Source organism: Streptomyces sp. x-80, assembly GCF_046549095.1.
Taxonomy (GTDB): Bacteria; Actinomycetota; Actinomycetes; order Streptomycetales; family Streptomycetaceae; genus Streptomyces; species Streptomyces celluloflavus.
This window is the reverse complement of record NZ_JAJPWM010000019.1, coordinates 63,435-88,508: the sequence shown is the minus strand read 5'-3', so window position 1 is coordinate 88,508 and position 25,074 is coordinate 63,435. Positions and strand designations below refer to the sequence as shown.

General features: G+C 70.5%; 25 protein-coding genes and 1 tRNA gene. 16 read left to right on the top strand and 10 right to left on the bottom strand.

The window, feature by feature from the left end; all coding sequences use genetic code 11:
• Nucleotides 1-146 precede the first annotated feature (146 nt).
• Complete coding sequence (locus ACLJWH_RS31740; RefSeq protein WP_411145211.1) at nt 147-1,811, top strand: RDD family protein; 1,665 nt, start codon at nt 147-149, stop codon at nt 1,809-1,811.
• A gap of 147 nt (nt 1,812-1,958) precedes the next feature.
• Nucleotides 1,959-2,714, top strand: coding sequence for an RDD family protein (locus ACLJWH_RS31735; RefSeq protein WP_411145210.1), 756 nt, complete (start codon nt 1,959-1,961; stop codon nt 2,712-2,714).
• Nucleotides 2,715-2,739: 25 nt separating this feature from the next.
• Here the strand turns inward: ACLJWH_RS31735 and ACLJWH_RS31730 are convergent, their stop codons facing one another.
• Nucleotides 2,740-3,066 (bottom strand): hypothetical protein, encoded by a 327-nt coding sequence (locus ACLJWH_RS31730; RefSeq protein ID WP_411145209.1) that lies wholly within the window; start codon nt 3,064-3,066, stop codon nt 2,740-2,742.
• A 397-nt stretch (nt 3,067-3,463) separates the two neighbouring features.
• Here ACLJWH_RS31730 and ACLJWH_RS31725 point away from each other — a divergent pair, with 397 nt between their 5' ends.
• Nucleotides 3,464-5,866: an immune inhibitor A domain-containing protein gene (locus ACLJWH_RS31725; protein WP_411145208.1), complete on the top strand. Its 2,403-nt coding sequence runs from the start codon at nt 3,464-3,466 to the stop codon at nt 5,864-5,866.
• Nucleotides 5,867-5,982: 116 nt separating this feature from the next.
• Nucleotides 5,983-6,327 (top strand): hypothetical protein, encoded by a 345-nt coding sequence (locus ACLJWH_RS31720; protein ID WP_411145207.1) that lies wholly within the window; start codon nt 5,983-5,985, stop codon nt 6,325-6,327.
• 21 nt (nt 6,328-6,348) lie between these two features.
• Here the strand turns inward: ACLJWH_RS31720 and ACLJWH_RS31715 are convergent, their stop codons facing one another.
• Both ACLJWH_RS31715 and ACLJWH_RS31710 read right to left on the bottom strand, forming a co-directional pair.
• Nucleotides 6,349-6,945, bottom strand: a complete 597-nt coding sequence (locus ACLJWH_RS31715) for an isochorismatase family protein (protein ID WP_411145206.1) — start codon at nt 6,943-6,945, stop codon at nt 6,349-6,351.
• A gap of 202 nt (nt 6,946-7,147) precedes the next feature.
• Entirely contained in the window at nt 7,148-8,476 is a 1,329-nt protein-coding gene (locus tag ACLJWH_RS31710; RefSeq protein WP_411145205.1) for a nicotinate phosphoribosyltransferase, read from the bottom strand.
• A gap of 346 nt (nt 8,477-8,822) precedes the next feature.
• Between ACLJWH_RS31710 and clpS the strand changes: the two genes are divergently transcribed.
• From clpS to ACLJWH_RS31675, 7 genes are all read left to right on the top strand, one after another.
• Nucleotides 8,823-9,110: an ATP-dependent Clp protease adapter ClpS gene (gene clpS, locus ACLJWH_RS31705; protein ID WP_411145287.1), complete on the top strand. Its 288-nt coding sequence runs from the start codon at nt 8,823-8,825 to the stop codon at nt 9,108-9,110.
• Nucleotides 9,110-9,700, top strand: a complete 591-nt coding sequence (locus ACLJWH_RS31700; protein ID WP_411145204.1) for a DUF2017 domain-containing protein — start codon at nt 9,110-9,112, stop codon at nt 9,698-9,700. The genes clpS and ACLJWH_RS31700 overlap by 1 nt, the downstream gene beginning before the upstream one ends.
• 377 nt (nt 9,701-10,077) lie before the next feature.
• Nucleotides 10,078-11,574, top strand: coding sequence for an amino acid permease (locus ACLJWH_RS31695; protein WP_411145203.1), 1,497 nt, complete (start codon nt 10,078-10,080; stop codon nt 11,572-11,574).
• Between the two features lie 79 nt (nt 11,575-11,653).
• On the top strand, nt 11,654-12,079 hold the full coding sequence (locus ACLJWH_RS31690) for a Mov34/MPN/PAD-1 family protein (RefSeq protein ID WP_411145202.1): 426 nt from the start codon (nt 11,654-11,656) through the stop codon (nt 12,077-12,079).
• A gap of 179 nt (nt 12,080-12,258) precedes the next feature.
• Nucleotides 12,259-12,432: a putative leader peptide gene (locus tag ACLJWH_RS31685; RefSeq protein ID WP_411145201.1), complete on the top strand. Its 174-nt coding sequence runs from the start codon at nt 12,259-12,261 to the stop codon at nt 12,430-12,432.
• 144 nt (nt 12,433-12,576) lie between these two features.
• Entirely contained in the window at nt 12,577-12,876 is a 300-nt protein-coding gene (locus ACLJWH_RS31680) for a MoaD/ThiS family protein (RefSeq protein ID WP_131122994.1), read from the top strand.
• 1 nt (nt 12,877) lies between these two features.
• Nucleotides 12,878-13,828: a PLP-dependent cysteine synthase family protein gene (locus ACLJWH_RS31675; RefSeq protein WP_052857919.1), complete on the top strand. Its 951-nt coding sequence runs from the start codon at nt 12,878-12,880 to the stop codon at nt 13,826-13,828.
• 84 nt (nt 13,829-13,912) lie between these two features.
• Here the strand turns inward: ACLJWH_RS31675 and ACLJWH_RS31670 are convergent, their stop codons facing one another.
• The gene (locus ACLJWH_RS31670; RefSeq protein WP_411145200.1) at nt 13,913-14,383 is read right to left on the bottom strand and encodes a type II toxin-antitoxin system PemK/MazF family toxin; all 471 of its coding nucleotides are present in this window, start codon (nt 14,381-14,383) and stop codon (nt 13,913-13,915) included.
• Between the two features lie 268 nt (nt 14,384-14,651).
• Here ACLJWH_RS31670 and ACLJWH_RS31665 point away from each other — a divergent pair, with 268 nt between their 5' ends.
• Nucleotides 14,652-15,404 (top strand): MBL fold metallo-hydrolase, encoded by a 753-nt coding sequence (locus tag ACLJWH_RS31665; protein ID WP_411145199.1) that lies wholly within the window; start codon nt 14,652-14,654, stop codon nt 15,402-15,404.
• Nucleotides 15,405-15,565: 161 nt separating this feature from the next.
• Here the strand turns inward: ACLJWH_RS31665 and ACLJWH_RS31660 are convergent, their stop codons facing one another.
• The gene (locus tag ACLJWH_RS31660; RefSeq protein WP_411145198.1) at nt 15,566-16,822 is read right to left on the bottom strand and encodes a PTS transporter subunit EIIC; all 1,257 of its coding nucleotides are present in this window, start codon (nt 16,820-16,822) and stop codon (nt 15,566-15,568) included.
• 266 nt (nt 16,823-17,088) lie between these two features.
• Nucleotides 17,089-18,402: a PTS transporter subunit EIIC gene (locus ACLJWH_RS31655; protein ID WP_411145286.1), complete on the bottom strand. Its 1,314-nt coding sequence runs from the start codon at nt 18,400-18,402 to the stop codon at nt 17,089-17,091.
• 220 nt (nt 18,403-18,622) lie between these two features.
• On the opposite strand from ACLJWH_RS31655, the gene ACLJWH_RS31650 reads away from it, so the two are divergent.
• The 4 genes from ACLJWH_RS31650 (at nt 18,623) to rdgB (ending at nt 21,429) form a co-directional block, all read left to right on the top strand.
• A complete protein-coding gene (locus ACLJWH_RS31650; RefSeq protein WP_367431512.1) occupies nt 18,623-18,862 on the top strand; it encodes a PTS glucose/sucrose transporter subunit IIB in 240 nt (79 codons plus the stop codon).
• Between the two features lie 90 nt (nt 18,863-18,952).
• Nucleotides 18,953-19,684 (top strand): ribonuclease PH, encoded by a 732-nt coding sequence (gene rph / locus ACLJWH_RS31645; RefSeq protein WP_411145197.1) that lies wholly within the window; start codon nt 18,953-18,955, stop codon nt 19,682-19,684.
• Between the two features lie 695 nt (nt 19,685-20,379).
• Nucleotides 20,380-20,790: a hypothetical protein gene (locus ACLJWH_RS31640; protein ID WP_411145196.1), complete on the top strand. Its 411-nt coding sequence runs from the start codon at nt 20,380-20,382 to the stop codon at nt 20,788-20,790.
• Between the two features lie 9 nt (nt 20,791-20,799).
• Nucleotides 20,800-21,429 carry an RdgB/HAM1 family non-canonical purine NTP pyrophosphatase gene (gene rdgB / locus ACLJWH_RS31635; protein ID WP_411145195.1) on the top strand — a complete coding sequence of 210 codons (630 nt, stop codon included), beginning with the start codon at nt 20,800-20,802 and terminating at the stop codon, nt 21,427-21,429.
• Between the two features lie 60 nt (nt 21,430-21,489).
• Here the strand turns inward: rdgB and ACLJWH_RS31630 are convergent.
• The 4 genes from ACLJWH_RS31630 to ACLJWH_RS31615 all read right to left on the bottom strand — a co-directional run bounded on the left by ACLJWH_RS31630 (nt 21,490) and on the right by ACLJWH_RS31615 (nt 24,691).
• Nucleotides 21,490-21,573 (bottom strand) — tRNA-Leu (locus ACLJWH_RS31630).
• A 53-nt stretch (nt 21,574-21,626) separates the two neighbouring features.
• Nucleotides 21,627-22,304, bottom strand: a complete 678-nt coding sequence (locus ACLJWH_RS31625; protein ID WP_411145194.1) for an HNH endonuclease — start codon at nt 22,302-22,304, stop codon at nt 21,627-21,629.
• Nucleotides 22,301-22,963 carry an HNH endonuclease signature motif containing protein gene (locus ACLJWH_RS31620; protein WP_411145193.1) on the bottom strand — a complete coding sequence of 221 codons (663 nt, stop codon included), beginning with the start codon at nt 22,961-22,963 and terminating at the stop codon, nt 22,301-22,303. The genes ACLJWH_RS31625 and ACLJWH_RS31620 overlap by 4 nt, the downstream gene beginning before the upstream one ends.
• Nucleotides 22,964-23,152: 189 nt before the next feature.
• On the bottom strand, nt 23,153-24,691 hold the full coding sequence (locus ACLJWH_RS31615) for an MFS transporter (RefSeq protein ID WP_411145192.1): 1,539 nt from the start codon (nt 24,689-24,691) through the stop codon (nt 23,153-23,155).
• Between the last annotated feature and the right edge of the window lie 383 nt (nt 24,692-25,074).

Here is a 25,074-nt window from a genome sequence, read left to right as displayed (position 1 = left end):
CACAACTTTTTTCACCGGTCTCTTCCAGGTGGTCGCGGCCGGGCGCCGGGGCGGACGCGACGCGGCGTCTGATAGATGTGGACGCTGCGTTGCGGCAGACTGCACCCCACACCCACCAGGCCGAGTACAGATACGGGACTTCGGACATGAGCGCCCCTACCTCAGGATCCGCCGGCAGCCCCACGCCAGGCTTCTATCCGGACCCGTCCATCCCCGGCTATATCCGGTACTGGAACGGTGCCGCATGGGTGCCGGGCACCAGCCGGCCCGCTCCGGCCGAGGGGGAGGCGATGCCCGCGCCGCCGCCCGGCGTCACCTCCGTGTCCCCGGCGCCCGCCCCGGTCACGCCCGCTGTCGAGGAGACCGGCCCGGTCTTCCTCGACGAGGCGACGCCCGGCGACGCCGCGGTGCCCGTCGTACGCCAGAGCGGTGAGGCGGAGACCCGCCCCGCGGCCGCGGCCTGGGACGAGCCGGGCCGCCCGCACGGCACCGGTCCGCAGGCGGCCGCCTCCTGGCAGGCCGACGCGTCCCGGCAGACCGGCTTCGGCGCCGAGCCGGACCGCCGGATCTTGTGGGGATCGCCCGAGGCGCCGGCCGGCGCGGCCGCGCGGGGCGGGGTGCCGCCGCAGCGCGAGGAGTCCGGTGGCGGCGCCCCGGCGCCCGCCGGGTCCGCAGGCGGCGAACCGCCCGCCGCCGCGCCGCCCGCCACCCCCGCCCCGCAGGACCCCGATGTCCCGCGCGACGGGACCGTCACCATCCGTGCCGTCAACCCGGCCGCGCACCGCGACACCGGGCGTCCCGCCCCCGGCGACCAGGGCACCACCGCGTTCCGTACCCCGCACCAGGAGGCCGCCGGGCCCGCCAAGGGCGGCGAGACGATGGCGTTCCGCCCGGCGCCGCCCGGCGGCCCGGACCGGCCCGGTCCGCAGCCGGGCCCGCAGTCCGGCCGGCAGCAGCCGGGGCAGCCGTCCGGCCCGCCCGGCGGCACCCCGCAGCCGCTGCCCTCCGTCGGGACCCCGCCACAGGGCCGCCCGCCCCAGCCGGCCCCGCCCCAGCAGCAGCCGGCCCCCGGGCACCCGGCTCAGCAGGCCCCGCCGCAGCAGGTCCCGGCACAGATCCCGGCACCGCAGTCGCCCGCCCAGCAGCCGGCCGCACCGCTCCCGCCGGCCCGGCCGCACCCGGGCCGGCAGGTCTCCGCCCAGGTACCGGCCCAGGTTCCGCACGGCGGGCCCGCGGCGCCCGCCGGACAGGACGCGGGCGCCGACGGCGTCATCCCCTGGAAGCCCCCGAGCGCCGATGTCTTCTTCGCGGCGGCACAGGCCGCGCAGGGCCACCCGGCCGGGCTCGGCCGGAGGTTCGCGGCCCGGCTGATCGACTCGGTGGTGCTGGCCGCGGCCGCCGCCGCGGTCGCCGTCCCGATGTGGGGCACCGCCGCGGACCATATCGACGCCAAGGTCCAGGCGGCCAAGCAGTCCGGCCGCCAGGTGACGGTCTACCTGCTCGACGGCACCACCGCACCGGTCCTCGCCGCGGTGCTGGCCGTCCTGCTGATCGGCGGCGGGCTCTACGAGGCGCTGCCGACCGCCAAGTGGGGCCGCACCCTCGGCAAGAAGCTGTGCCGGGTCCGGGTGCTGGACATCGAGAGCCACGACACCCCGCCCCTCGCCGCGGCGGTCAAACGCTGGCTGGTGTACGGGGTGCTCGGCATCCTGGTCATCGGGATCGTGAACGCCGTCTGGTGCCTGTTCGACCGCCCGTGGCGGCAGTGCTGGCACGACAAGGCCGCGCGGACGTTCGTCGCCGCCGGCTGACCCGGTCGCACCGCCCGGGGCCGGGCCTCCCCGGGAGCCCGCCGGGCATCCCCGCGGCGCCTTCCGCCGCGGGTCCGTCCGGGGCCCGCGTCCCCCGAACGGCCTTCGCCGGATGCGGCGGACCGCCGTACGGGGTCGACTCGGGCCATGAGTACCGACCAGCCCGGTGCCGGCTCCGGTGAACCGCCGGCGGACGACCCGTTCCTGAAGAGGCCGCAGGAGCCGCCGCCGGGCGGCCCTCCCGCCGACGGCTCTCCGTACGGCGGCGGCACGGGCGCCGAAGGCGGCGGCGCCCCGCCCCCTGGCGGCAGCCCGCCTCCCGGCGGTCCTCCGCCCCCGCCACCCCCGCCGCCTCCGCCGCCCCCCGGTGGTGCTCCGCCGCACTACGGGGGAGGCCCGTACGGCGGTACCCCGTACGGCGGGCAGTACGGCGCGGCCGATCCGCTCGCCGGGATGCCGCCGCTGGCGAACCGCGGCCGACGGCTGGTGGCGCGGATCATCGACTTCATCATCGTCGCCGTACCGGTCGGCGTGATCATGAACGTCCTGGTGGGCTGGGTGGATTACACCAGCACCAGCAGCGACCAGAACGGCAAGCAGGCGACGGTGTCGGGCGTCACCCTGCTCGTGTACTTCCTCTACGAGGGCCTGATGCTGACCACGCGCGGCCAGACCGTCGGCAAGATGGCGATGAAGATCCGGGTCGCGATGCTGGCGAACGGGGCGGTGCCGGCCGGTCCGCCGGGCTGGATCCGGGCCGCCGTCTATTCGGTGCCGGAGATCGTGCCGTGCTGCGGCTTCGTCTTCTGGCTCATCAACGTCCTGTGGTGCACCTGGGACAAGCCTTATCAGCAGTGCCTGCACGACAAGGCGGCCAAGACCGTGGTGGTCTCCGCGGTCTGACTCGCGGTACGGGCCGGCCTACCGACTAGCGCGCGTGCGGGCCGACGCGGGCCTCGGTGGCGCCGGCCGGCTGTGCGACGCGGGCGGGCGGGATGCGGCCGGCGGGCGACGGACGGGGCGTCAACGCGGCCGGTGCGGCGGGGGAGTCGGCGCGGGCGGCGCGACGGCGGGCCCGTGACCTCAGCGGCAGCGGCGCCGTCAGGGCGACGAGCACCCCGATGCCGAGCCCGGCGAGCGCGATGACCGCGACCCCGATACCGGTCTCCGTCCGGGAGAGCAGCAGCATCGCGAGGGTGGAGAGGAAGACGGTGGCCGAACCGTAGACGAGCTGGGCGGGGGTCGGACGAGGCATGGCGTAATCCGTCCTCGGAACGTCGGCAGGGGGGAGGTCGACAGGAACGCACGTGCGGTGAGCCTACGGACGTTACTTCCCGGGCGGAACGGCGAGTAAGCGTGGCCTTATCCACGGTTCCGGCGCACAGGGGGCGCACGGAGCCGCCGGTTTTCCGCGAAAGGTTCTGCGCGGACCGGTGGAACGCCTGCTGGGGACGGGGGCGCATGACCGGCGGGCATATCCCCCCGGAGTTGCCGGGCGGCCGTCGCGCTCCGCGCGGTCGTGCCCGGCCGTCGTGACGCGTGGGCCGGACAACGTACTTCGCTGACGTGCCCAAGTCAAGATCTGTCTTTTCTCCCATGGTTCCGGTCGAATTTCTCGAACACGGACCGTTCGATGGGGAGGAAAGCATCAAGTGAGACATCAAAGAAGGGTGTTCAGACCGGCCGCTCTGGTCACGGCGATCGCCGCGATCGGGGCGGCCGCACTGTCGTCCGGGGCGGTCCCGGCCACCGCCGCCGCTCCGGCGCCGTCCGAGCGGCGCCATGACCCGGCCCCCGAGCGGACGGTCGACCACGATCTCAAGGGCCCGTTCAGCGACCAGCAGGCGGCGCAGCGCAAGGAAGCGCTCGAACAGGTTCTGTCCGGTGAGGCCAAGGCGACGGAGCGGAACGGCTCCAAGGTCGTCAAGCTGAACAAGGGCAAGTACAAGGGCAAGTACGTCGAGCTGGCGCGGGAGAAGACCGACAAGATCTTCACGATCCTGGTGGACTTCGGCGACAAGGTCGACAACACCACGATGTACGACCCGGACGGTGACGGCCCGCTGCCGCCCGTCAAGATGTACGGCGGTGACCCCGGTCCCGGGCACAACCAGATAGCCAAGCCCGACCCCGCGTCGGACAACAGCACCGCCTGGCAGAAGGACTTCAGCCGGCAGCACTTCCAGGACCTCTACTTCTCGCACGACAAGAACAAGGAATCGCTGGCCAAGTACTACGAGAAGCAGTCCTCGGGCCGCTACTCCGTCGACGGACAGGTCAGCGACTGGGTGCGGGTCCCCTGGAACGAGGCCCGCTACGGCTCCAACTACTGCGGCGACACCAACTGCAACAACGTCTGGGACCTGGTCCGCGACGGCGTCAACCAGTGGGTCACGGACCAGAAGGCCAAGGGCCGCACCGCCGCCCAGATCAAGGCGGACCTGTCCCAGTACGACCAGTGGGACCGCAACGACTACAACAACGACGGCAACTTCAACGAGCCCGACGGCTACATCGACCACTTCCAGATCGTGCACGCCGGTGAGGACGAGTCCGCGGGCGGCGGCAAGCAGGGCACCAACGCCGTCTGGGCGCACCGCTGGTACGCGTACGGGACCGATGCCGGGAAGACCGGTCCCGCGGGCAACAAGGCGGGCGGCACGCAGATCGGCGACACCGGTATCTGGGTCGGCGACTACACCATGCAGCCGGAGAACGGCGGACTCGGCGTCTACGCCCACGAGTACGGCCACGACCTGGGCCTGCCGGACGAGTACGACACCTCGGGCACCGGCGAGTCCTCGGTGGACTTCTGGTCGTTGATGTCGGCCGGCTCCTGGCTGGGCCGCGGCAAGAACGCCATCGGCGATCTGCCCGGCGATATGAGCGCCTGGGACAAGCTGCAACTGGGCTGGCTCAACTACGACAAGGCGAAGGCCGCGACGAAGTCCACCCACAAGCTGGGCGTCGCGGAGTACAACACCAAGGACAAGCAGGCGGTGGTCGTCGAACTGCCGTCGAAGTCCGTCAAGACCGATATCGTCCCGCCCGCCGAAGGCTCCAAGCAGTGGTGGAGCGGTATGGGCGACAACCTGAAGAACACGCTCTCCCGGCCGGTGGACCTGACCGGCACGTCCAAGGCGGCGCTGACCCTCAAGGGCTGGTGGGACATCGAGCAGAACTACGACTACCTCTACACCGAGGTCTCCACCGATGGCGGCGCCAACTGGACGCCGGTCGACGGCACCGCGGGCGGCAAGGCCATCCCGCGCGACGGCGGCGGCAAGCCCGCGCTGACCGGTACGGCCGCCGGCTACCAGGACCTCGTCTTCCCGCTGGACGCCTACGCGGGCAAGAAGATCGACCTCCGCTTCCGCTACCAGACCGACGCCGGCACCGCCCTGAAGGGCTTCGCGGCCGACACTCTCGCCGTCGTCGCCGACGGCAGGACGCTCTTCAGCGACAACGCCGAGGGTGACGACAACGGCTGGACCAGCAAGGGCTTCTCGCGGATCGGCGCGTCCTACACCAAGGACTACCCGCAGTACTACATCGCCGAGAACCGCCAGTACGTGTCGTACGACAAGACCCTCAAGACCGGCCCGTACAACTTCGGCTGGACGACCGCCAAGCCGCACTGGGTCGAGCACTTCCCCTTCCAGAACGGCGTGCTGATCTGGCTGTGGGACACCTCGCAGGTGGACAACAACGTCGGCCGCCACCCGGGCTCCGGGCGGATCCTGCCGGTCGACGCCCACCCGCAGGCCGAGCGGTGGGCCGACGGCAAGCTGATGCGCAACCGGTTCCAGACCTATGACTCGACGTTCACGCATTACCCGACGGACGCCCTGACGCTGCACAAGGACGGCAAGGCCGTGAAGATCAAGTCGAAGAAGGGCGTCACGGTCTTCGACGACCGGCACGGCGTCTACTACGACAAGGCGAACCCGACCGGCAGTGTGATCGTTCCTGACACCAACACCCGGATCAAGATCGCCAAGGAGGCCCGGGACGGCTCCACGGTGGTCCTCCAGGTCGGCCCGGCCGGGAAGTAACCGGTAAATCCCCAGTTCAGAGCCGTATCGGCCGTCGCCCCCTAGCGGGCGGCGGCCGATCGCGTTTAGATGCGTCTTACGAGTTCCTTGTTGACGCTGAGTCTCACGGGGGAGAAATGACGATGACCGGTGGCGGCTTCATCAGGCTTCCTGGCGGAAGTGTGGTGGTCGCCCTCTCGCTGCCCAGGCCCGGCGCCGGACCGCTGCCCACACCCCACGACAGCCGCTGTCGGGTCCGGGTCCTGGTCCACGCCGTGAACCGCCAGCGCGCCCTGACCAGGCTGCGCAACCTCGGGCTGCGGGCCGTCTACCTGCGCGGCAACACCGAGCCGCCGACCCCGGACGAGATCACGGCCGTCCTGCACCACCCCGACGGCCTGGTCTGGCGCGAGACCCCCGAGGACGACACCGAGTCCTGGCACCCGATACGGACCCTGCTGCGGCCCCCGACGCCCGCCTGAGCGCCGGCCCGGCCCGCCCCGTCAGCGACCGGCGACCACCGGCTCGCCGGTCAGCTCGGCACCCGCCGCCCGCAGCTCGGCCAGCGCCCGCTCGGTGGTGTGCGCGGCGACCCCCGCGGTCAGGTCCAGCAGGACGCGGGTGTCCAGACCGGCGTGCAGCGCGTCCAGCGCCGTGGCGCGTACGCAGTGGTCGGTGGCGATACCGACCACGTCGACCTCGGTGACCCCGTGCTGGCGCAGCCAGTCCACCAGCGGGGTGCCGTTCTCGTCCGCCCCCTCGAAGCCGCTGTACGCGGCGGCGTGGGCGCCCTTGTCGAAGACCGCGTCGACCGCGCCGGAGGCGATGGCCGGGGCGAAGTTCGGGTGGAAGCCGCTGCCCTCGGTGCCCACCACGCAGTGCACCGGCCAGGAGTTCTCGTAGTCGGGACGGTCGGAGAAGTGGTCGCCCGGATCGATGTGGTAGTCGCGGGTGGCCACCACATGGCGGTAGCCGCCGCCGGCCGCCTGGCCCACCAGATCGGTGATGGCCGCGGCGATATCGGCCCCGCCGGCCACCGCGAGGCTGCCGCCCTCGCAGAAGTCGTTCTGCACATCGACGACGATCAGTGTCCGGTGCATGGTCTGTGCCTTTCGGCCGGGAATCGGGCTGGGGACCGGGGGAGCGGAGGGGATGCGGCGAGGAACAGCGGGGAGCAGCGGGAGAGATGCGCGGTGATGTGGCCGAAGGTAGTTGCTGTCCGGCTGCCGCGCGAGCGGTGGCCGTGCTCTTCCCGGCCACGGGCCACCGCACACCCGGGTGGTCCGGATCAGACGGTCCGGATCACAGGTACTCGGTCGGCAGTACGGCCTCGCCGCGGGAGAGCTGGGTCGCCGACAGCGGCAGCCCGGCGCGGGCGGCGATGTGCCGGTCACGGGCGGCGTCCAGCGGCTCGCGGCCCACCACCTCGCCCGCGCGCACCAGCGGCACCAGCAGCTGCCGGGCGGCCAGCTCGGCCGGCACCGGTCCGGTCCCGACGACCTCGGCCTCCGCGACGCCGTCCGCGTCCAGCCGCCGGGCGGCCCACTTGCGGCCGCCGACCGAGGACTTGGCGCCCATCGACTTCTTCGCGACCGGCCGCAGCGGGGCGCCCGGCTCGTCGCCGTCGGCGCGGGCGACCAGCTTGTAGACCATCGAGCAGGTCGGGTGTCCGCTGCCGGTGACCAGCTGGGTGCCGACGCCGTACGCGTCCACCGGCGCGGCGGCGAGCGAGGCGATGGCGTACTCGTCCAGATCGCTGGTGACCACGATCTTGGTCTGCCCGGCGCCCAGCTCGTCCAGCTGCTGGCGCACCCGGTGGGCGATCAGCAGCAGGTCCCCGGAGTCGATCCGGACCGCGCCGAGGCGGGGGCCCGCCACCTCCACCGCGGTACGGACCGCCTCGGCCACGTCGAAGGTGTCCACCAGCAGCGTCGTGCCGCTGCCGAGGGTGTCGACCTGGGCGGTGAAGGCGTCCCGTTCACTGTCGTGCAGCAGGGTGAAGGCGTGCGCGCTGGTGCCGACGGTGGGGATGTTGTAGCGGAAGCCGGCCGCCAGGTCGGACGTGGTGTGGAAACCGCCGACGTACGCGGAGCGGGCCGCGGCGACCGCCGCCAGCTCGTGGGTACGGCGGGCGCCCATCTCCATCAGCGGCCGGTCGCCGGCCGCCACCGCCATCCGGGAGGCGGCCGCGGCCACCGCGGAGTCGTGGTTGAGGATCGAGAGGATCACCGTCTCCAGCACCACGGCCTCGGCGAAGGTGCCCTCGATGCGCATGACCGGCGAACCGGGGAAGTAGACCTCGCCCTCCGGATAGCCCCAGATGTCACCGGTGAAGCGGTAGTCGCCCAGCCATTCGAGCGTCGGCTCGTCCAGGATGCCGCGCTCGCGCAGGAAGCCGAGGATCGTCGCGTCGAAGCGGAAGTTCTCCACCGCGTCCAGCACCCGTCCGGTACCGGCGACCACACCGTAGCGGCGGCCCTCGGGCAGCCGGCGGGTGAAGACCTCGAAGACCGACCGCCGCTCGGCGGTCCCGGACCGCAACGCGGCCTGAAGCATGGTCAGTTCGTACTGATCGGTGAAGAGCGCAGTCGACGGCACGGCCACCGGCAGCCCCAAGTCTGCAACGTTCACTTCGGCATACCTCGCAATTCGCTCCACGCATGCCGCACCGGGCACCGGCTGGGTCCGGGGACATCCCGGGAGGTGCGACAGGAAGTGATGCTACCCCCAATACTCGTCACTCTGACGATTTCCTGTTCGAGCGGCCCCGGAGCGCGCGGAGCGGGGCCCGCGCGGCCGGGCCGACGCGACCGGGCGCGGGCCGTTTGTGCGTCGCCCGCCCCTGGGTGGCAGCATGGGGCCTGTGAGCGCCCACCCGTCACCCACGATCACTCTCCGGCCGCACCGCTGCACCCTCGGCGTCCGTGCGTCCGCCGCCGACGCCGTCCGGACGGCGCGCTGCGCGCTCAGCGTCCCGGTGGAGATCGAGCGTCCCCAGTCGAGCGAGGCACCCTTCGCCGTCCCCGAGCCCGACGTCCCGTGGGTCACGATCGTCCACAACGACCCCGTTAACCTCATGAGCTACGTCTCGTACGTCTTCCAGTCGTACTTCGGCTACTCCAAGGACAAGGCACACCAGCTCATGCTCGACGTCCATCACAAGGGCCGCGCGGTCGTCTCCAGCGGCAGCCGCGAGGAAATGGAGCGCGACGTGCAGGCCATGCACGGCTACGGCCTGTGGGCGACCCTTCAGCAGGACCGCTGATGGCCGGCCACTTCGAACCGCTGCCCGGCGGCGGTGCCGCCGCCCCCCTCGACGACGTCGAGATCTCCATCCTGCGCAGCCTCGCCGTGCAGCTCCTGGAACTGATCGGCCCGGGAGAGGAGCCGGCCGGGACCGACGACCTGCTCGCCTCGATCTTCAACGACGGCCCCAGCGAGCCGCCCGCCGACCCGGTCCTGGCCCGCCTCTTCCCCGACGCCTACGGCGGCCCCGACCTCGTCCCCGACGACGACGTACGCGCCGCCGCCGCCGAGTTCCGCCGCTACACCGAGAACGATCTGCGCTCCCGCAAACGCGACGACGCCCTCGCGCTGGTCCGGGCGCTGGACGCGCTGACGCCCGGCGGCGACGGCGGCGCGGTGCTGCGCCTGACGCCCGACGAGTGCCGGCAGTGGCTCGGCGCCCTCAACGACCTGCGGCTGGCCATCGGTACCCGGCTGGAGGTCACCGACGAGGACGACGGCGGCGAACTGCTGCGGCTGCCCGACAGCGACCCGCGCAAGCCGATGGTCATGGCCTATCTCTGGCTCGGCGGCCTTCAGGAAACCCTCGTCGAATCGCTGATGCGGTGAGAATCACGCGTCAGCTGATTCAACGCATCTTCGGGACACCGGTACGCTGATAGGCCGGTGTCCCGAAATCGGGGCATATCATCCAGAGTCGTTCGCTCAGCGGAGGCTCAAATCCGGATAACGATCCCATCACCGCACCCGTGCGCCTTGCGGACGAGTGTGGTGATTGTCCCGTTTTTTATGTGGCCTGCCTCACGATTTCCCTAGTCGATCTCGGAGGGGCCGTGATAAAAGTTCACGACCTGCCGCGAGTGACGCCACCCCTGTTGCCGCGGGAGCGCTGAGCCGACCGACCGTCGGCGTGCAGGAACTCCATCCGGGGGGATCGGAACCCGATCCGGACAGACCGGGTCGCTATGGAGAAAGGCGCACCATTCATGACCTCAGTGCAGGTCGACAAGGAGCACGACGGCAACGAGGCCGCTGGCCAGGCCCCCGAAGAGGGCTACCAGCGGGGTCTGGGAAACCGCCAGATCCAGATGATCGCCATTGGCGGCGCCATCGGCACGGGTCTTTTCCTCGGGGCGGGCAAGGCGATCGAGAAGGCCGGGCCGAGCATTATCGTGGCCTATGCCATCGTCGGTCTGGTCATCTTCTTCATCATGCGGGCCCTGGGCGAACTCCTCCTGTACCGGCCCGTTTCCGGCTCGTTCGCGGAGTACGGCCGTGAATTCCTCGGCCCTTTCATCGGCTTCGTGACCGGCTGGACGTACTGGCTCTTCTGGGTCGTCACCGGTATCACCGAAGTGACCGCGGCGGCCACCTATGTGCAGTACTGGAACAACCACATACCCCAATGGGCCGCGGCACTCGTCTTCACCGTCGCGCTCTTCGGCATCAACCTGATCTCCGTCAAGATCTTCGGTGAGCTGGAATTCTGGTTCTCGATGGTCAAGGTCACCGCGATCATCGGCATGATCCTCATCGGCCTCGGCGTGATCACCCTCGGCTTCTCCGACGCCGGTGACACCGCCTCCTTCTCCCTGCTCTGGTCCGACGGCGGATTCTTCCCCCGCGGTATCGGCGGCACGCTGATGACGCTCCAGATCGTGATGTTCGCCTTCCTCGCCGTCGAACTCGTCGGCGTCACCGCGGGCGAGGCGACCAATCCGAAGAAGGTCCTGCCCAAGGCCATCAACACCGTCCCGTGGCGCATCGGCCTCTTCTACATCGGCGCGCTCATCATCATTCTCTCCGTCGTCAGCTGGACCAACTTCCACGAAGGCGTCAGCCCGTTCGTCGCCGCCTTCCAGAAGATCGGGCTGCCGGCCGGCGCGGGCATCGTCAACTTCGTCGTGCTGACCGCCGCGCTCTCCTCGGCCAACTCCGGGATGTACTCCACCGGCCGTATGCTGCGCGACCTCGCGCTCAACGGACAGGGCCCGAAGTTCTTCACCCGGCTCAGCAAGAACGGCCTCCCCACCTGGGGCACCGGCGTCTCGGTCGCGATGATGCTGGCCGGCGTCTGGATCAACTACCAGTGGCCCGGCGAGGCGTTCAACTACGTCGTCTCCTTCGCGACCATCTCCGGTATGTGGGCCTGGATCGTCATCCTCCTCTCGCAGCTGCGCTACCGGGCCAAGGCCAACCGCGGTCTGCTGCCCCGGTCCGAGTTCCGCGCCCCCGGCAGCCCCTACACCTCGATCTTCGCGCTGGCCTTCATCGCCATGGTGATCGTGATGATGGGCGTCGACCCCACCGCCCGGATCTCGCTCTACGCGGCTCCGGTGTGGGCGATCATCCTGGCCGTCGGCTACCTGAGCATCAAGCGGCGGAACGAGGCCGCCCTGTCGGCCCCGGCCGCGAAGCGTGCCTCCGCCGGGACCGGCGAGACCCCCGGCAAGACCGGGAAGGGCGACGGCGCACAGCGCTGATTCCACCCAGCTGTCCAGCATTCGGGCCCGTGCATACCAGCCCCTGGTATGTACGGGCCCGCTGGCTATTCTGGGCCGCATGCTGACGCTTACCAAGGTTCTGTACGACCAGATCGTCGAGCACGCCCGCCAGGACCACCCCGACGAGGCGTGCGGCGTGGTCGCGGGCCCGGCCGGACGCGACCGCCCCGAGCGCTTCATCCCGATGCTGAACGCCGCCCGCTCGCCCACGTTCTACGAGTTCGACTCCGCCGACCTGCTCAAGCTCTACCGGGACATGGACGACCGGGACGAGGAGCCGGTGATCGTCTACCACTCGCACACCGCCACCGAGGCATACCCCTCCCGCACCGACATCTCGTACGCGAACGAACCCGGCGCGCACTACGTCCTGGTCTCCACCGCCGACACCGACGACGCCGGCCCCTTCCAGTTCCGCTCGTTCCGCATCGTGGCGGGCGAGGTCACCGAGGAAGAGGTCGAGGTCGTGGCGGCGTACGCCTGACGTGCCGCGGCGGGGGCCGGTCCGCCGGACCGGCCCCCGCCGCGTGGCCTGGGCATTCCCGTACGCCCCCGGCACCGGGCGGCCGGCCGCCCGGACCCCGTCCCACCTGGTGTACACCGGCCGTCCACATCATGGGATGAGCTTCCCGTACCCGAACCGGGAATCGATACGATGACGGCATGGTTGACCACGACGTGAGCGAGAAGAGGCCGGGCACGCTGCCGCACGCCCCGCTCGCCACGCGTCGATCCGCATCCGCCCTGCTGGGCGCGTTCGGCTGCGGAAGTGCCCGGCTGCACATCGACCTGTGCCGCCTCTCCAGCGCCATCTGTCCGCGCCGCGCCGCCGCCTGACCGCCCCGTCAGCCGGTACCCGTCGGCCGCACACCTTCCGCACCCCTCCGCAGCAGCCGCACCACCGACGCACCCGCACCGCCCGGCCGCCGGGCACCCGGCACGTACGGCACCCGCCACCCGCACTCCCACAGGAGCTTCCCCATGGCCATCGAGGTCCGAATTCCGACCATCCTGCGTACCTACACCGACGGCCGGAAGGCCGTCGAGGGCAGCGGGGAGACTCTCGCCGAGCTCTTCACCGACCTGGAGAGCCGGCATACCGGCATCCGCGAACGCCTCGTCGACGGCGACCAGCTGCGCCGCTTCGTGAACGTCTACCTCAACGACGAGGACGTGCGCTTCCTGGACGGCATCTCCACCAAGCTCGCCGACGGCGACAGCATCACCATCCTGCCGGCCGTCGCCGGCGGCGCCGGGCGGCGGGCCGGGGGAATGGCCTGAGATGCGGTACGACTCTCCGCTCGCGGCGGTCGGCAACACGCCCCTGGTCCGGCTGCCGCGGCTGTCGCCCTCCGAGGAGGTCCGCATCTGGGCCAAGCTGGAGGACCGCAACCCCACGGGCTCGGTCAAGGACCGCCCCGCGCTGCACATGATCGAGCAGGCGGAGAAGGACGGCCGGCTCACCCCCGGCTGCACCATCCTCGAACCGACCAGCGGCAACACCGGCATCTCGCTCGCCATGGCGGCCCGGCTCAAGGGCTACCGCATCGTGTGCGTGATGCCCGAGAACACCTCGTCGGAGCGGCGGGAACTGCTCACCATGTGGGGCGCGGAGATCATCTCCTCGCCCGCGGCCGGCGGCTCCAACACCGCCGTCCGGGTCGCCAAGGAGCTCGCCGCCGAGCACCCCGACTGGGTCATGCTCTACCAGTACGGCAACCCCGACAACGCCGGCGCGCACTACGCCACCACCGGCCCCGAGATCCTCTCCGACCTGCCCTCCATCACCCACTTCGTGGCCGGCCTCGGCACCACGGGCACCCTCATGGGCGTCGGCCGCTACCTGCGCGAACAGGTCCCCGGCGTCCAGATCGTCGCCGCCGAACCCCGCTACGACGACGTCGTCTACGGCCTGCGCAACCTCGACGAGGGCTTCATCCCCGAGCTGTACGACGAGTCCGTGCTCACCACCCGCTTCTCGGTCGGCTCCGAGGACGCGGTCCGCCGCACCCGCGAACTCCTCGCCGAGGAAGGCATCTTCGCGGGCATCTCCACCGGCGCCGCCCTGCACGCGGCGATCGGCGTGGGCAGGAAGGCGGTACGCGCCGGGCAGCGCGCCGACATCGTCTTCGTCGTCGCCGACGGCGGCTGGAAGTACCTCTCCACCGGCGTCTACACCGCCGAATCCACCGAGGCCGCCATCGCCACCCTGCGCGGCCAGCTCTGGGCCTGACGGCGCCCCACGACGCGGCGGGCGGCCGACGCGGCGGGCGGCCGGCCGGCCACGGTCGGCGGTACCGCCGACCGCCCCGCCGCATCAGTCCGCCAGATGCCGGACCTGGTCCCACAGGGCCGGGTCGGCGGCCCCCGCCCGGCGGCGGAAGCCGGACACCGCGACCCGCCGCAGCTCGTCCGTCACCAGAAAACCCGGCTCGCCCCGGTCGTCGCCCACCGCCCCCGCGGGCAGCGGGATCAGCCCCGGCCGCGCCTCGCCGGACCGGTCGGTGATCCCGGCGACGAGCACGCACTCCCCGCGCACCGACAGCACCAGACAGCGCCCCTCCCCGGGTGCGCCGCGCTCCGCCGGCGCACCCGGCGCGTCCTCGTACGGCACCCGCACCCACCAGATCTCGCCCGGCCGCGGCCCGGTGCGGCCGGTCACGGCCCCGGGGTCCGCCACGCCGCGGCGGCCGCCCGCCCGCCGGCTCCGGCCGCGGCCGTCGACCACCGTCGCGACCAGCGCCAACGCGACGACGGCCACCACGCCCAGCCACACCGAGGTGTCCACACCCGGCTCCCTCCACGATCCCGCTCCCGCGACCGTACCGGCCGGCCGCGGGTCCGGCACAGCGGGACGGCGGCCGGTACCGGCCCACCCGGACTGGTGATTCCGCCCACAGCTCGCCCCGCCGGAGGAGCCACCGGCCCCTCGGCGCCTTACGCTCGGGGGCACCGCAAAGACCACCAAGGACCCGGCGCAGGCCCGGCAAGGACCGCCGAGAAATCCCGCATGGACCTGCCGACCGCCGCCCCCGCCCACGGAGGTTCACGCCCGCATGAAGCTCACCGTCGTCGGATGCTCGGGGTCGTTCCCTTCCGCGGAATCGGCCTGTTCGAGCTACCTCCTGGAGGCCGACGGCTTCAGGCTGCTGCTCGACATGGGCAACGGCGCCCTGGGCGAGCTCCAGCGCCACTGCGGTCTCTACGACCTGGACGCCGTCCTCCTCTCCCATCTGCACGCCGACCACTGCATCGACATGTGCGGCTATTTCGTCGTCCGCTACTACCGCCCGGACGGCGGCCACTGCGAGCCGATGCCGGTCTACGGGCCGGCCGGCACCGAAGCGCGGCTCAGCTCGGCGCACGCGGACCTGCCGTACGACGGCGCGATGAGCGAGGTCTTCGACTTCCGCACGCTGACCCCCGGCACCCTGACCATCGGGCCGTTCACGGTCCGTACGGAGCGGGTCAGCCACCCGGTGACGGCGTTCGGCTTCCGCATCGAGCACGGCGGCAGCTCGCTGACGTACTCCGGGGACACCGGCACCTGCGACGCGCTGGACCGCCTCGCCCGGGGCGCCGACTTCTTCCTGTGCGAGGCGTCCTTCACGCAGGGCAAGGAGGACATCCCGGATCTGCATCTCAACGGCCGGGAGGCCGGTGAGCACGCCCGGCGGGCCGGCGCGGGCCGCCTGGTCCTGACCCACATCCCGCCGTGGACCGACCCGGACATCAGTCTCCGGGACGCGCAGAAGGTCTACGACGGGCCGGTCGAGGTCGCCAAGGCGGGCGCGACGTACGAGATCTGAGCGGGCGCGGCGCGGGCGGCGGTACGCGGAGCACGACGGCACAGCAACGCGACGACACAGCAACGTGGCAACACGGCAGTGTGACAACGCGGCACCACGACAAAGGGGCCCGGAACCGAGCTGGTTCCGGGCCCCTTCGCGGGTGTGCGGGGAGTTCGCGCCTACACCTTGGTGAGGTCCTCGACCTCTTCCTCGGGCTCGCGGCCCGGGGTGGCGAGGTTGAACTTGGTGATCGCGAAGCGGAAGACCACGTAGTAGATGGCCGCGAAGACCAGGCCGATCGGAATGATCATCCATGGCTTGGTGGCCAGCGACCAGTTGATCGCGTAGTCGATGAGGCCCGCCGAGAAGGTGAAGCCGTCGTGCACGCCCAGGGCCCAGGTGACGGCCATCGAGATGGCGGTGAGCACCGCGTGGACCGCGTACAGGACCGGGGCGATGAACATGAACGAGAACTCGATCGGCTCGGTGATACCGCAGACGAAGGAGGTCAGCGCGAGCGAGATCATCATGCCCAGGACGGCCTTGCGGCGCTCGGGGCGGGCGCAGTGCGCGATGGCGAGCGCGGCGGCCGGCAGACCGAACATCATGATCGGGAAGAAGCCCGACATGAACTGTCCGGCGGACGGGTCACCGGCGAAGAAGCGGCCGATGTCACCGTGCACGACCTTGCCCGCCGCGTCGGTGAAGTCACCGAGCTGGAACCACGAAACGGTGTTGACGAACTGGTGCATGCCGATCGGCAGCAGCGCGCGGTTGATCAGACCGAAGAGACCGGCACCGCCGGCGCCCAGGCCGGTCATCCACTCACCGAAGTGGGAGATACCGGTGCCGATGGGCTCCCAGACCAGCACGAAGAGCACGCCGACCGCGGTGCCCACGAAGGCCATGATGATCGGGACGAGCCGGCGGCCGTTGAAGAAGCCGAGCCAGTCCACCAGCTTCTTGCGGTGGTAGCGCTGCCACAGGACCGCGGCGAGCAGGCCCATGATGATGCCGCCGAGGACGCCGGGGTTGTTGAGGACCGGGTCGACCCACTTGTCCTTCTCGATGTGGCCCTCGGTGACCGGGAACGCCTTGAGGACGTTGCTGTAGACCAGGAAGCCGACCAGGGCGGCGAGCGCCGTGGAGCCGTCGGCCTTCTTCGCGAAGCCGATGGCCACGCCTATGCAGAACAGCAGCGGCAGATTGTCGAAGACCGCGCCACCGGCCGCGGCGAAGACCTTGCTGACGTCGATCCAGCCCAGACCGTCCTTGCCGAACACATCCGGCTGGCCCAGCCGGTTGAGGATGCCCGCGGCGGGCAGCACGGCGATCGGCAGCTGGAGGCTGCGGCCGATCTTCTGTAGGCCCTGGAAAAGGCCGGAGCCCCGCTTCTTTGCGGGGGCCGCCTTGGCGGCGGCAGTGGCCGAACTCATCGGATTCCTCCTGGTGAGGCGGGCACTCGGAAGGGGGACGGCCCGCTTGTTGGTCTACACCACTCAGTGGTTTAGACCATTCTTAGCACGTAGCCCCGACATAAAGGAATTCATTCTCGACAGTGGCCTGAACCACATTTCGCCCCGCATGACGACCGGCCCGCGGATCCCGGGACCTGTGGACCGGCCGCGGGGGGACACAAGTCCCGCCGAGGTACTGCCGGGTTCCGCGCCGGACCCGGCGCGCTCGTTCATCCGGCGTTCCCCTACTTGACGTTCTCCCGCTCCAGCTCCTCCGCCAGTTCCGTCGGCTCACGGCCCGGCGTCGGCAGATTGAACTTCGTAATCACGATGCGGAAAAGAACGTAATAGACCACCGCGAAACACAGCCCGATCGGGATGAGCAGCCACGGTTTCGTCGCCAGCCCCCAGTTGATGACGTAGTCGATCAGCCCGGCCGAGAAACTGAAACCGTCATGCACCCCCAGCGCCCAGCTCACCGCCATCGACACACCCGTCAGCAGCGCATGGATCACATACAGCACCGGGGCGATGAAGAGGAACGAGTACTCGATCGGCTCGGTCACCCCGGTCACCAACGACGTCAGACCCACCGACAGCATCATCCCCGTCACCTCCTTACGGCGATGCGGGCGGGCACAGTGCGCGATGGCCAGCGCCGCGGCCGGCAGCGCGAACATCATGATCGGGAAGAACCCGGTGGTGAACTGGCCGGCCGTCGGATCGCCCGCCAGGAAGCGGTTGATGTCACCGTGCACCACCGTCCCGTCCGGCTTCACGAAGTCGCCGAACTGGAACCACATGAACGTATTCAGGAACTGGTGCAGCCCGATCACCAGCAGCCCGCGGTTGGCCACCCCGAAAAGGCCGGAACCCGTCGCCCCCAGATCCGACAGCCACTTGCTGAAGCTCGTCAGCCCGGCACCGACCGGCGGCCAGACCCACAGGCAGAGCGCGGCGAACGCCAGACCGACGAAGGCCATGATGATCGGGACCAGCCGGCGGCCGTTGAAGAATCCCAGCCAGTCCACCAGCCGCACCCGGTGGAAGCGCTGCCAGCACCACGCCGCGAAGAAGCCCATCACGATGCCGCCGAAAACCCCCGGATTCTGGAACGTCGCCGGCGCCGCGGTCCCGCCCCCGGACACGCACACCCCGCTCCACAGCCCCGCCTGCGCATACACCGACCCCGCCGGACAGGCCACCGGGAACTGGTGCAGGACCGCGTAATACACCAGGAAGCCGACCACCGCGGCCAGCGCCGTCGAACCGTCCGACTTCTTCGCCATCCCGATCGCGACACCGATACAGAACAGCAGCGGCAGCCCCAGCCCCGAATCCAGCAGCGCACCGCCGGCGCCCACGAACAGCTTGGCCACATCGGTCCAGCCCAGCCCCTCCGCGCCGAACACATCCGGCTGGCCCAGCCGGTTGAGGATGCCTGCCGCGGGCAGTACGGCGATCGGCAGCTGGAGACTGCGCCCCATCTTCTGCAAACCCTGGAAGAGCACCGACGTCCACTTCTTCCGCGGTGCCGCCGCCGCTGCCTGTGCACTCATCCGCGTCCTCCCCGCTGTCGGCCCGTCCACAACCGATCCGGCGCTTGCCGCATACTGATGGTGTAGACCACTTGTAGTGCGGACCCGGCCTCCCGGTGCGCACTCCGGGTGACCGCCATCATTCGCCAGGTAGCGGATATACGCCCACATAATTGGGCTAAACGTGCGTTACGGTGTGAAAACCGCTCGGCGGAACCGCCGGCGGCCGAGACAAGCAGGAGTGGACATGGCCAGCAAGGCTGAGAAGATCGTCGCCGGGCTCGGCGGACTCGACAACATCGAAGAGGTCGAGGGCTGCATCACCCGCCTCCGCACCGAGGTCGTCGACGCCTCCCTGGTCGATGACGCCGCGCTCAAGGCCGCCGGCGCCCACGGCGTCGTCAAGATGGGCACCGCCATCCAGGTCGTCATCGGCACCGACGCCGACCCCATCGCCGCCGAGATCGAAGACATGATGTGAGCTGACCCCCCGTCACTCCCGCCAGGGCCCCGTTCCGGACGCACACCCGCCCGGAACGGGGCCCTTGCCGTTCCCGATAGGCTCTACGCCATGTCTCGCATCGACGGCCGCACCCCCGAACAGCTCCGCCCCGTAACCCTCGAACGTGGCTGGAGCAAGCACGCCGAAGGCTCCGTACTCGTCTCCTTCGGCGACACCAGAGTCTTCTGCACCGCCTCCGTCACCGAAGGCGTCCCCCGCTGGCGCAAGGGCAGCGGCGAAGGCTGGGTCACCGCCGAATACTCGATGCTGCCCCGCTCCACCAACACCCGCGGCGACCGCGAATCCGTCCGCGGCAAAATCGGCGGCCGCACCCACGAGATCAGCCGCCTCATCGGCCGCTCGCTCCGCGCCGTCATCGACTTCAAGGCCCTCGGCGAGAACACCATCGTCCTCGACTGCGACGTCCTCCAGGCCGACGGCGGCACCCGCACCGCCGCCATCACCGGCTCCTACGTCGCCCTCGCCGACGCCATCACCTGGGCCCACGGCAAAAAGCTCATCCGCCACGGCCGCAAACCGCTCACCGGCACCGTCGCCGCCGTCAGCGTCGGCATCGTCGACGGCACCCCCCTCCTCGACCTCTGCTACGAGGAGGACGTCCGCGCCGACACCGACATGAACGTCGTCTGCACCGGCGACGGCCGCTTCGTCGAGGTCCAGGGCACCGCCGAGGCCGAACCCTTCGCCCGCGACGAACTCAACGCCCTCCTCGACCTCGCCGTCACCGGCTGCGCCGACCTCGACACCGCCCAGCGCGAGGCCCTGGCGCGCACCCTCTGACACTCCATCTGACACCCCCGACGGCATCCACGGCGCCGCCCCGCCTGCCGACGGCGGCGCCGTGCGGCGGTTAGGCCGGGCCGTACCGGCGATATCGGCGATATCGGCGACCTGGACCGGTTCCGTCCGGACCGCAGGGACGAGGCCGAACCGCTGGGACGGGGCCGGACCGCCGGGGCGGATTCGAGCTGCTGGGACGAGGCCGAGCCGCTGGGGCGGAGCCGAGCCGCTGGGGCGGAGCCGAGCCGCCGGGGCGGAGCCGGACCACAGGGACGAAGCCGAGCCCCTGGGACGGAGCCGAGCCGCCGGGGCGGATTCGAACTGCTGGGACGAGGCCGAGCCGCTGGGGCGGAGCCGAGCCGCCGGGGTGGAGTTGAACCGGCGGGGTGGAGTCGATCCGGCGGGGCGGGGCTGAACCGCTGGGGTGGAGCCGATCCGCTGAGGTGGAGCTGAACTGCCGGGGTGGAGCTGATCAGGCGGGGCGGAGCTGAACCGCCGGGGCGGAGCCGAACCGCGGGACCGGAGCCGCACCGCCGAGGCCGCGCCCGGTAGCCCCAGGCAGCCCCCGGCCGGTCCGGGCCACCCGGCGGACATGTCCGAACCTCGCCCCTGACCCCGGCACCCGGGCAACCGCGACGCGTCCCCCGGCGCTCCTCCTCTTCGCCTGAGCACATCTCAAGGGGAGGAACCGTCCCATGGCCCTGCGCACCCGCTCCCGGCTCTACCGCCCCACCACCGCACCCCTCGCCGCGCTGGCTGCCTGCACCCTGGCGATCCCCCTGCTGTCCGCCTGCGGGGCGGTCCAGAAGGCAGCGGATTGCGCCAATACCGCGGGCGCCGTCGTCAGCGCCGTCGACACACTCCGGCAGGCCGCCGAGCACGCCCTCGACGACCCCGACGAGGCCCGGCGAGCCCTGGACAAGATCGACACCAGCCTCGACGAGGTCAGCGGCCCGGCGAGCGACCCCGACCTCTCCCGGGCCGTCAAGAAGATGAACGACGGCATCAAGAACACCCGGCACGCCATCGAGAACGGCAAGGTCCCCGAGCTCACCCCCCTCACCGACGCGGCCGGTGAAATAACCACCATCTGCACACCGGGATAATCACCCTTCATGCAGCAGCAAACGGGCGGGCACACGCCCCGCCGCCTGATCCTCGCCACCCGCAACGCCGGCAAGGTCATCGAACTCCGGGCCATCCTGGAGGCCGCCGGCCTCGATGTGGAACTCGTCGGAGCCGACGCCTACCCCGACATCCCGGACGTGAAGGAGACCGGCGTCACCTTCGCCGAGAACGCCCTCCTGAAGGCCCACGCCCTCGCCGGGGCCACCGGCCACCCGGCCGTCGCCGACGACTCCGGCCTCTGCGTCGATGTCCTCGGCGGCGCCCCCGGCATCTTCTCCGCCCGCTGGGCCGGACGGCACGGCGACGACCGCGCCAACCTCGACCTGCTCCTCGCCCAGCTCTCCGACATCGCGGAAGAGCACCGCGGCGCCCACTTCTTCTGCGCCGCGGCGCTCGCCCTCCCCGACGGCACCCAGCGCGTCGTCGAGGGCAAACTGGCCGGCACCCTCCGCCACACCCCCAGCGGCACCGGCGGCTTCGGCTACGACCCGATCCTCCAGCCCCTGGGCGAAACCCGCACCTGCGCCGAACTCACCCCGGCGGAGAAGAACGCGATCAGCCACCGCGGCCAGGCGTTCCGGGCGCTGGCGCCGGTGGTCCGGGAGTTGCTGGGCTGAGCGGACGACGAAGGCCCGGTCCACGCGGGTTTCGTGGACCGGGCCTTCGAAAATGACCAGTGCGGCCGGAGGGACTCGAACCCTCAAGGGATTTCTCCCACAGCATCCTAAGTGCTGCGCGTAGGCCAATTCCGCCACGGCCGCTAGCCGCCAGCCATGGTAGCGGGCTGACGGCGACGGGGACGCGCGGGTGGGGGCTAGCCGCCTGGACGATGCTCTCTCGTGAGCTTGCCGCCACGGCACCAAGTAGTCGTTATGGCATGGCAGTTGGGGCAGAGCAGTCGCAGATTCTCGACTCGGTTGTCGCTCCAGTCGCCGTTGATGTGATCGACCTCAAGTGTCATGGGCCTGCCGTGCCATACCGGTTCTGCGCCGCACCGTGTGCACCGCTCGGGGACGCCTGTCTGCCGGAGAGCCCGGCGCAGCAGAACGGTCTTCTCGCGGCGTGCGGACTCGCGTTTCACCAGGATGTGCTCGGGCTTTCGCCACGTCGTGCTCGGCTTGCCGCGCCTGTGTGCCCGCCCCGTGAAATGTGAGGTGTCGAGTCCATCGTCGGCGATCCACTTGCGGAGCAGCGCCCGTGTCCTGGCATTGTCGGGCCGGTGGAGCAGCCGCAGTGTGCCTGCCATGGAGAGCTCTTCGGCGACGGCATGTCGGAGTTCCGTTTGTGACGGCCGGACCTGGTGCCGCTGGCACGTACGCGGGGGCGGGAAGTGTGAGATGTCGATGCCGAAGTGCGCAAAACGCTGAGAGAGGTGCCGGCGTAAGTTGGCATAGGGGCGGATGCCGAAGAAAACGATCACCTCGTCGATAGTCGTGCACTTCGCCGCTGCTTCAGCGAGTTTTTCTCGGGTGTACTTCTCGGCCTGGCTCACTCCGCGGTGTCCCCGGTCCGACCCGAAAGGTGTTTGCCGCGGCCGCGATATGTATCAGTGGTCGAATGGCAGTTGGGGCAGAGGAGACGGAGGTTCTCCCTGCGGTTGTTCCGCCAGTTGCCGTCGATGTGATCCACTTCGAAGGGCAGTGGGCAACCGAACCAGACGGGCTCCAGGCCACACAGCGCGCAACGCTCATCCGCGCCGAGTGCCAGCATCGCCCGCCTGAGGCGATCACCGGGCACTCGGCGCGTCCGATTACCTGATTCCACCAAGAGCTCTTCGGGGGTGCACCGCCGATGCCCGTTGGGCCTCCGCTGACCCCGCAGAACGAAATGCGAGGTGTCGATCCCCAGGTCCCGGATACGACGACTGATGTGGGTGTGATGACCGCCTACGGGATCGACCCCGAGCCGTCGTAGGACTTCATACACATTTGCCGACCGGGATACCGCGTCCTCAAGGATTTCCCGCGTCCACCGGATCCCCTCACGCTCGAAGTGCGACGTATCGATGCCGAGCGATTTCATGCGCGTATGGATATACCGCCGTGATGAACTCTTCGGGTCCACGCCGAGTTTGAGCAGTGCCGCCGAAAGTGTCCGTGAGGAGGCGGCCGCCTCGGCCAAGCGCTCTCGGCTGTATGGGCTGACCGGCATGATTCCCCCGTTCCGCGCAGCGGGCCCGCCCCGTGCGTCTTCTCGAACGCATCAACGATCGAATGGGGGGTCGGGTTACGCCGGACAGGGGAATCGGCGGCACGGAGGCGGCGGCACAGGAGGCGGGCACGAAGGCGGAGGCACGGAGGCGGCGATACGGAGGCCGCGGTGCCGTGGCGGGGCCGCTGTTCAGAAGCGTGGCTCGGTTCTGCTGGCGTTGATCATCGCGATGGCCTCCTCCTTGGTGGCGACGGAGGGCGGGGAGCCGTCCAGGGGTTGTCGGGCGGTCTCCTTCATGCGGCTCACGGCCGCGATGCCGACGAGGGCGGCGGCCATCGTGTAGTAGGCGGGGACCATGACGTCGTTGTGGAAGGCGTGCAGGAGGGCGGTGATGACCAGGGGGGTGGTGCCGCCGAAGAGGGAGACCGCCAGGTTGTAGCCGATGGCGAGGCAGCCGTAGCGGACGCTGGTGGGGAAGAGGGCGGGGAGGGCGGCGGACATGGTGCCCAGGAGGCAGACCAGGCAGAGGCCGAGGAGGGCCATACCGCCGATGACGGCGGGCACGCTGCCCTGCTTGACGAGGAGGAAGGCGGGGACGGAGGTGAGGAGGAAGCCGAGCATGCCGGTCATCAGCAGGGGTTTGCGGCCGAGGCGGTCGTTGAGTCTGCCGACGCTGCTGAGAAGGCACATCAGGGCGATCATCGTGCCGAGCAGGATCAGCAGGCCGTGCGACTCCTTGTACCGGAGGGTGTCGGTCAGATAGGTCGGCATGTAGGAGAGCAGCATGTAGTCGGTGATGTTGTACGCGCCGACCAGGGCGATGCACAGGATCAGTGTCGGCCATTGCTGGGTGAAGATCTCGCCGAGTTTCTTCTTCGGGGCGTGCGCGGAGAGGTGCGCGAATTCGGCCTCGGTGTCGGTGGTGGATCCGGCGGTGCGGTGGGTCCGGGATTCCTCCAGCCGCAGGAAGGCGGGGGTTTCGTCGAGTCTGAGCCGTAGGTAGAGACCGATGAGGCCGATCGGGCCCGCGATCAGGAAGGGGATGCGCCAGCCCCAGCGCAGCATGGTGTCGGGGCCCAGGGTGGTGTCGAGGACGAGGACGATGCCGGCCGCGCCGGTGTAGCCGATGAGGGTGCCCATCTCCAGGAAGCTGCCGAAGTAGCCGCGCCTTTTGTCGGGGGCGTATTCGGCGATGAAGGTGGAGGCGCCGCCGTACTCGCCGCCGGTGGAGAAGCCCTGGACGAGGCGGCAGAGGACCAGCAGGACGGGTGCCCAGAAGCCGATGGCGGCGCGGGCCGGGATCAGGCCGATGCACAGGGTGCCGAGCGCCATCATGATCATGGTGAGGGCGAGGACCTTCTTGCGGCCGATGCGGTCGCCGAGCGGGCCGAAGTAGGCGCCGCCGACGGGGCGGACGAGGAAGGCCACGGCGAAGGTCGCGAAGGATGACAGGAGGCTGGTGGTGGCGTTGCCGCCGGGGAAGAAGACCTTGCCGAGGGTGATGGCGAGGTAGCTGTAGATCCCGAAGTCGAACCATTCCATGGCGTTGCCGAGGGCGGCGGCCTTCACGGCGCGCCGGACGACTCGTTCGTCGGTGACGGTGATGTCGGTGCGTCTCAGCCGGGGGTTGCTGCGGCGGTCGGCGGCGCGGCGGAGCGTCCGGTGGCGGGTGTGCGGTGGCGGGTCCCGGTGACCGGCGTGTGCTGCTCCGGTGCTGCCGATCGGCACGAGGCGGCCCTCTTGTTCGGTCGGCGCGCGGGGCGCGGTGCGGATGTGACGGGTTCGCCCGCGCAGCGGAGTGCGGATCAGACCACTGTGGCCGGATAAGGAGATATACGTCGCGCGCGCGTGGGCCGTATGGGGGAGGGGTGCGGGGAGCGCCAGGGGCGGACCGTCGCTGTTACAGGACTGGTACACAGCCGAGTGGTCATTGCAGTGTTCGGGCAATCAGCCTGTGTGGCGGGGGAGGGAGAGTTGCGGGTGTCGGAACCGCGTTCCGTCGAGGTGGGTGAAGCGTTCTCCGCGGGTGGCGCGTTCTCGGTTCGCCGGGCTTCTTTCGAGGGGTGCGGCGGTGGGGGCGTTGGCCGGTGTGGGGTACGGGGTGTGGGCCC

Coding starts and splice junctions, on each gene's coding strand:
- ACLJWH_RS31665 (WP_411145199.1), top strand. CDS start 14,652: ATGAAGCTCACCGTCGTCGGATGCTCGGGGTCGTTCCCTTCCGCGGAA.
- ACLJWH_RS31640 (WP_411145196.1), top strand. CDS start 20,380: ATGGCCCTGCGCACCCGCTCCCGGCTCTACCGCCCCACCACCGCACCC.
- rdgB (WP_411145195.1), top strand. CDS start 20,800: ATGCAGCAGCAAACGGGCGGGCACACGCCCCGCCGCCTGATCCTCGCC.
- ACLJWH_RS31735 (WP_411145210.1), top strand. CDS start 1,959: ATGAGTACCGACCAGCCCGGTGCCGGCTCCGGTGAACCGCCGGCGGAC.
- ACLJWH_RS31695 (WP_411145203.1), top strand. CDS start 10,078: ATGACCTCAGTGCAGGTCGACAAGGAGCACGACGGCAACGAGGCCGCT.
- ACLJWH_RS31620 (WP_411145193.1), bottom strand. CDS start 22,963: ATGCCGGTCAGCCCATACAGCCGAGAGCGCTTGGCCGAGGCGGCCGCC.
- rph (WP_411145197.1), top strand. CDS start 18,953: ATGTCTCGCATCGACGGCCGCACCCCCGAACAGCTCCGCCCCGTAACC.
- ACLJWH_RS31740 (WP_411145211.1), top strand. CDS start 147: ATGAGCGCCCCTACCTCAGGATCCGCCGGCAGCCCCACGCCAGGCTTC.
- ACLJWH_RS31730 (WP_411145209.1), bottom strand. CDS start 3,066: ATGCCTCGTCCGACCCCCGCCCAGCTCGTCTACGGTTCGGCCACCGTC.
- ACLJWH_RS31660 (WP_411145198.1), bottom strand. CDS start 16,822: ATGAGTTCGGCCACTGCCGCCGCCAAGGCGGCCCCCGCAAAGAAGCGG.
- ACLJWH_RS31690 (WP_411145202.1), top strand. CDS start 11,654: ATGCTGACGCTTACCAAGGTTCTGTACGACCAGATCGTCGAGCACGCC.
- ACLJWH_RS31685 (WP_411145201.1), top strand. CDS start 12,259: ATGGTTGACCACGACGTGAGCGAGAAGAGGCCGGGCACGCTGCCGCAC.
- ACLJWH_RS31680 (WP_131122994.1), top strand. CDS start 12,577: ATGGCCATCGAGGTCCGAATTCCGACCATCCTGCGTACCTACACCGAC.
- ACLJWH_RS31655 (WP_411145286.1), bottom strand. CDS start 18,402: ATGAGTGCACAGGCAGCGGCGGCGGCACCGCGGAAGAAGTGGACGTCG.
- ACLJWH_RS31675 (WP_052857919.1), top strand. CDS start 12,878: ATGCGGTACGACTCTCCGCTCGCGGCGGTCGGCAACACGCCCCTGGTC.
- ACLJWH_RS31700 (WP_411145204.1), top strand. CDS start 9,110: ATGGCCGGCCACTTCGAACCGCTGCCCGGCGGCGGTGCCGCCGCCCCC.
- ACLJWH_RS31720 (WP_411145207.1), top strand. CDS start 5,983: ATGACGATGACCGGTGGCGGCTTCATCAGGCTTCCTGGCGGAAGTGTG.
- ACLJWH_RS31715 (WP_411145206.1), bottom strand. CDS start 6,945: ATGCACCGGACACTGATCGTCGTCGATGTGCAGAACGACTTCTGCGAG.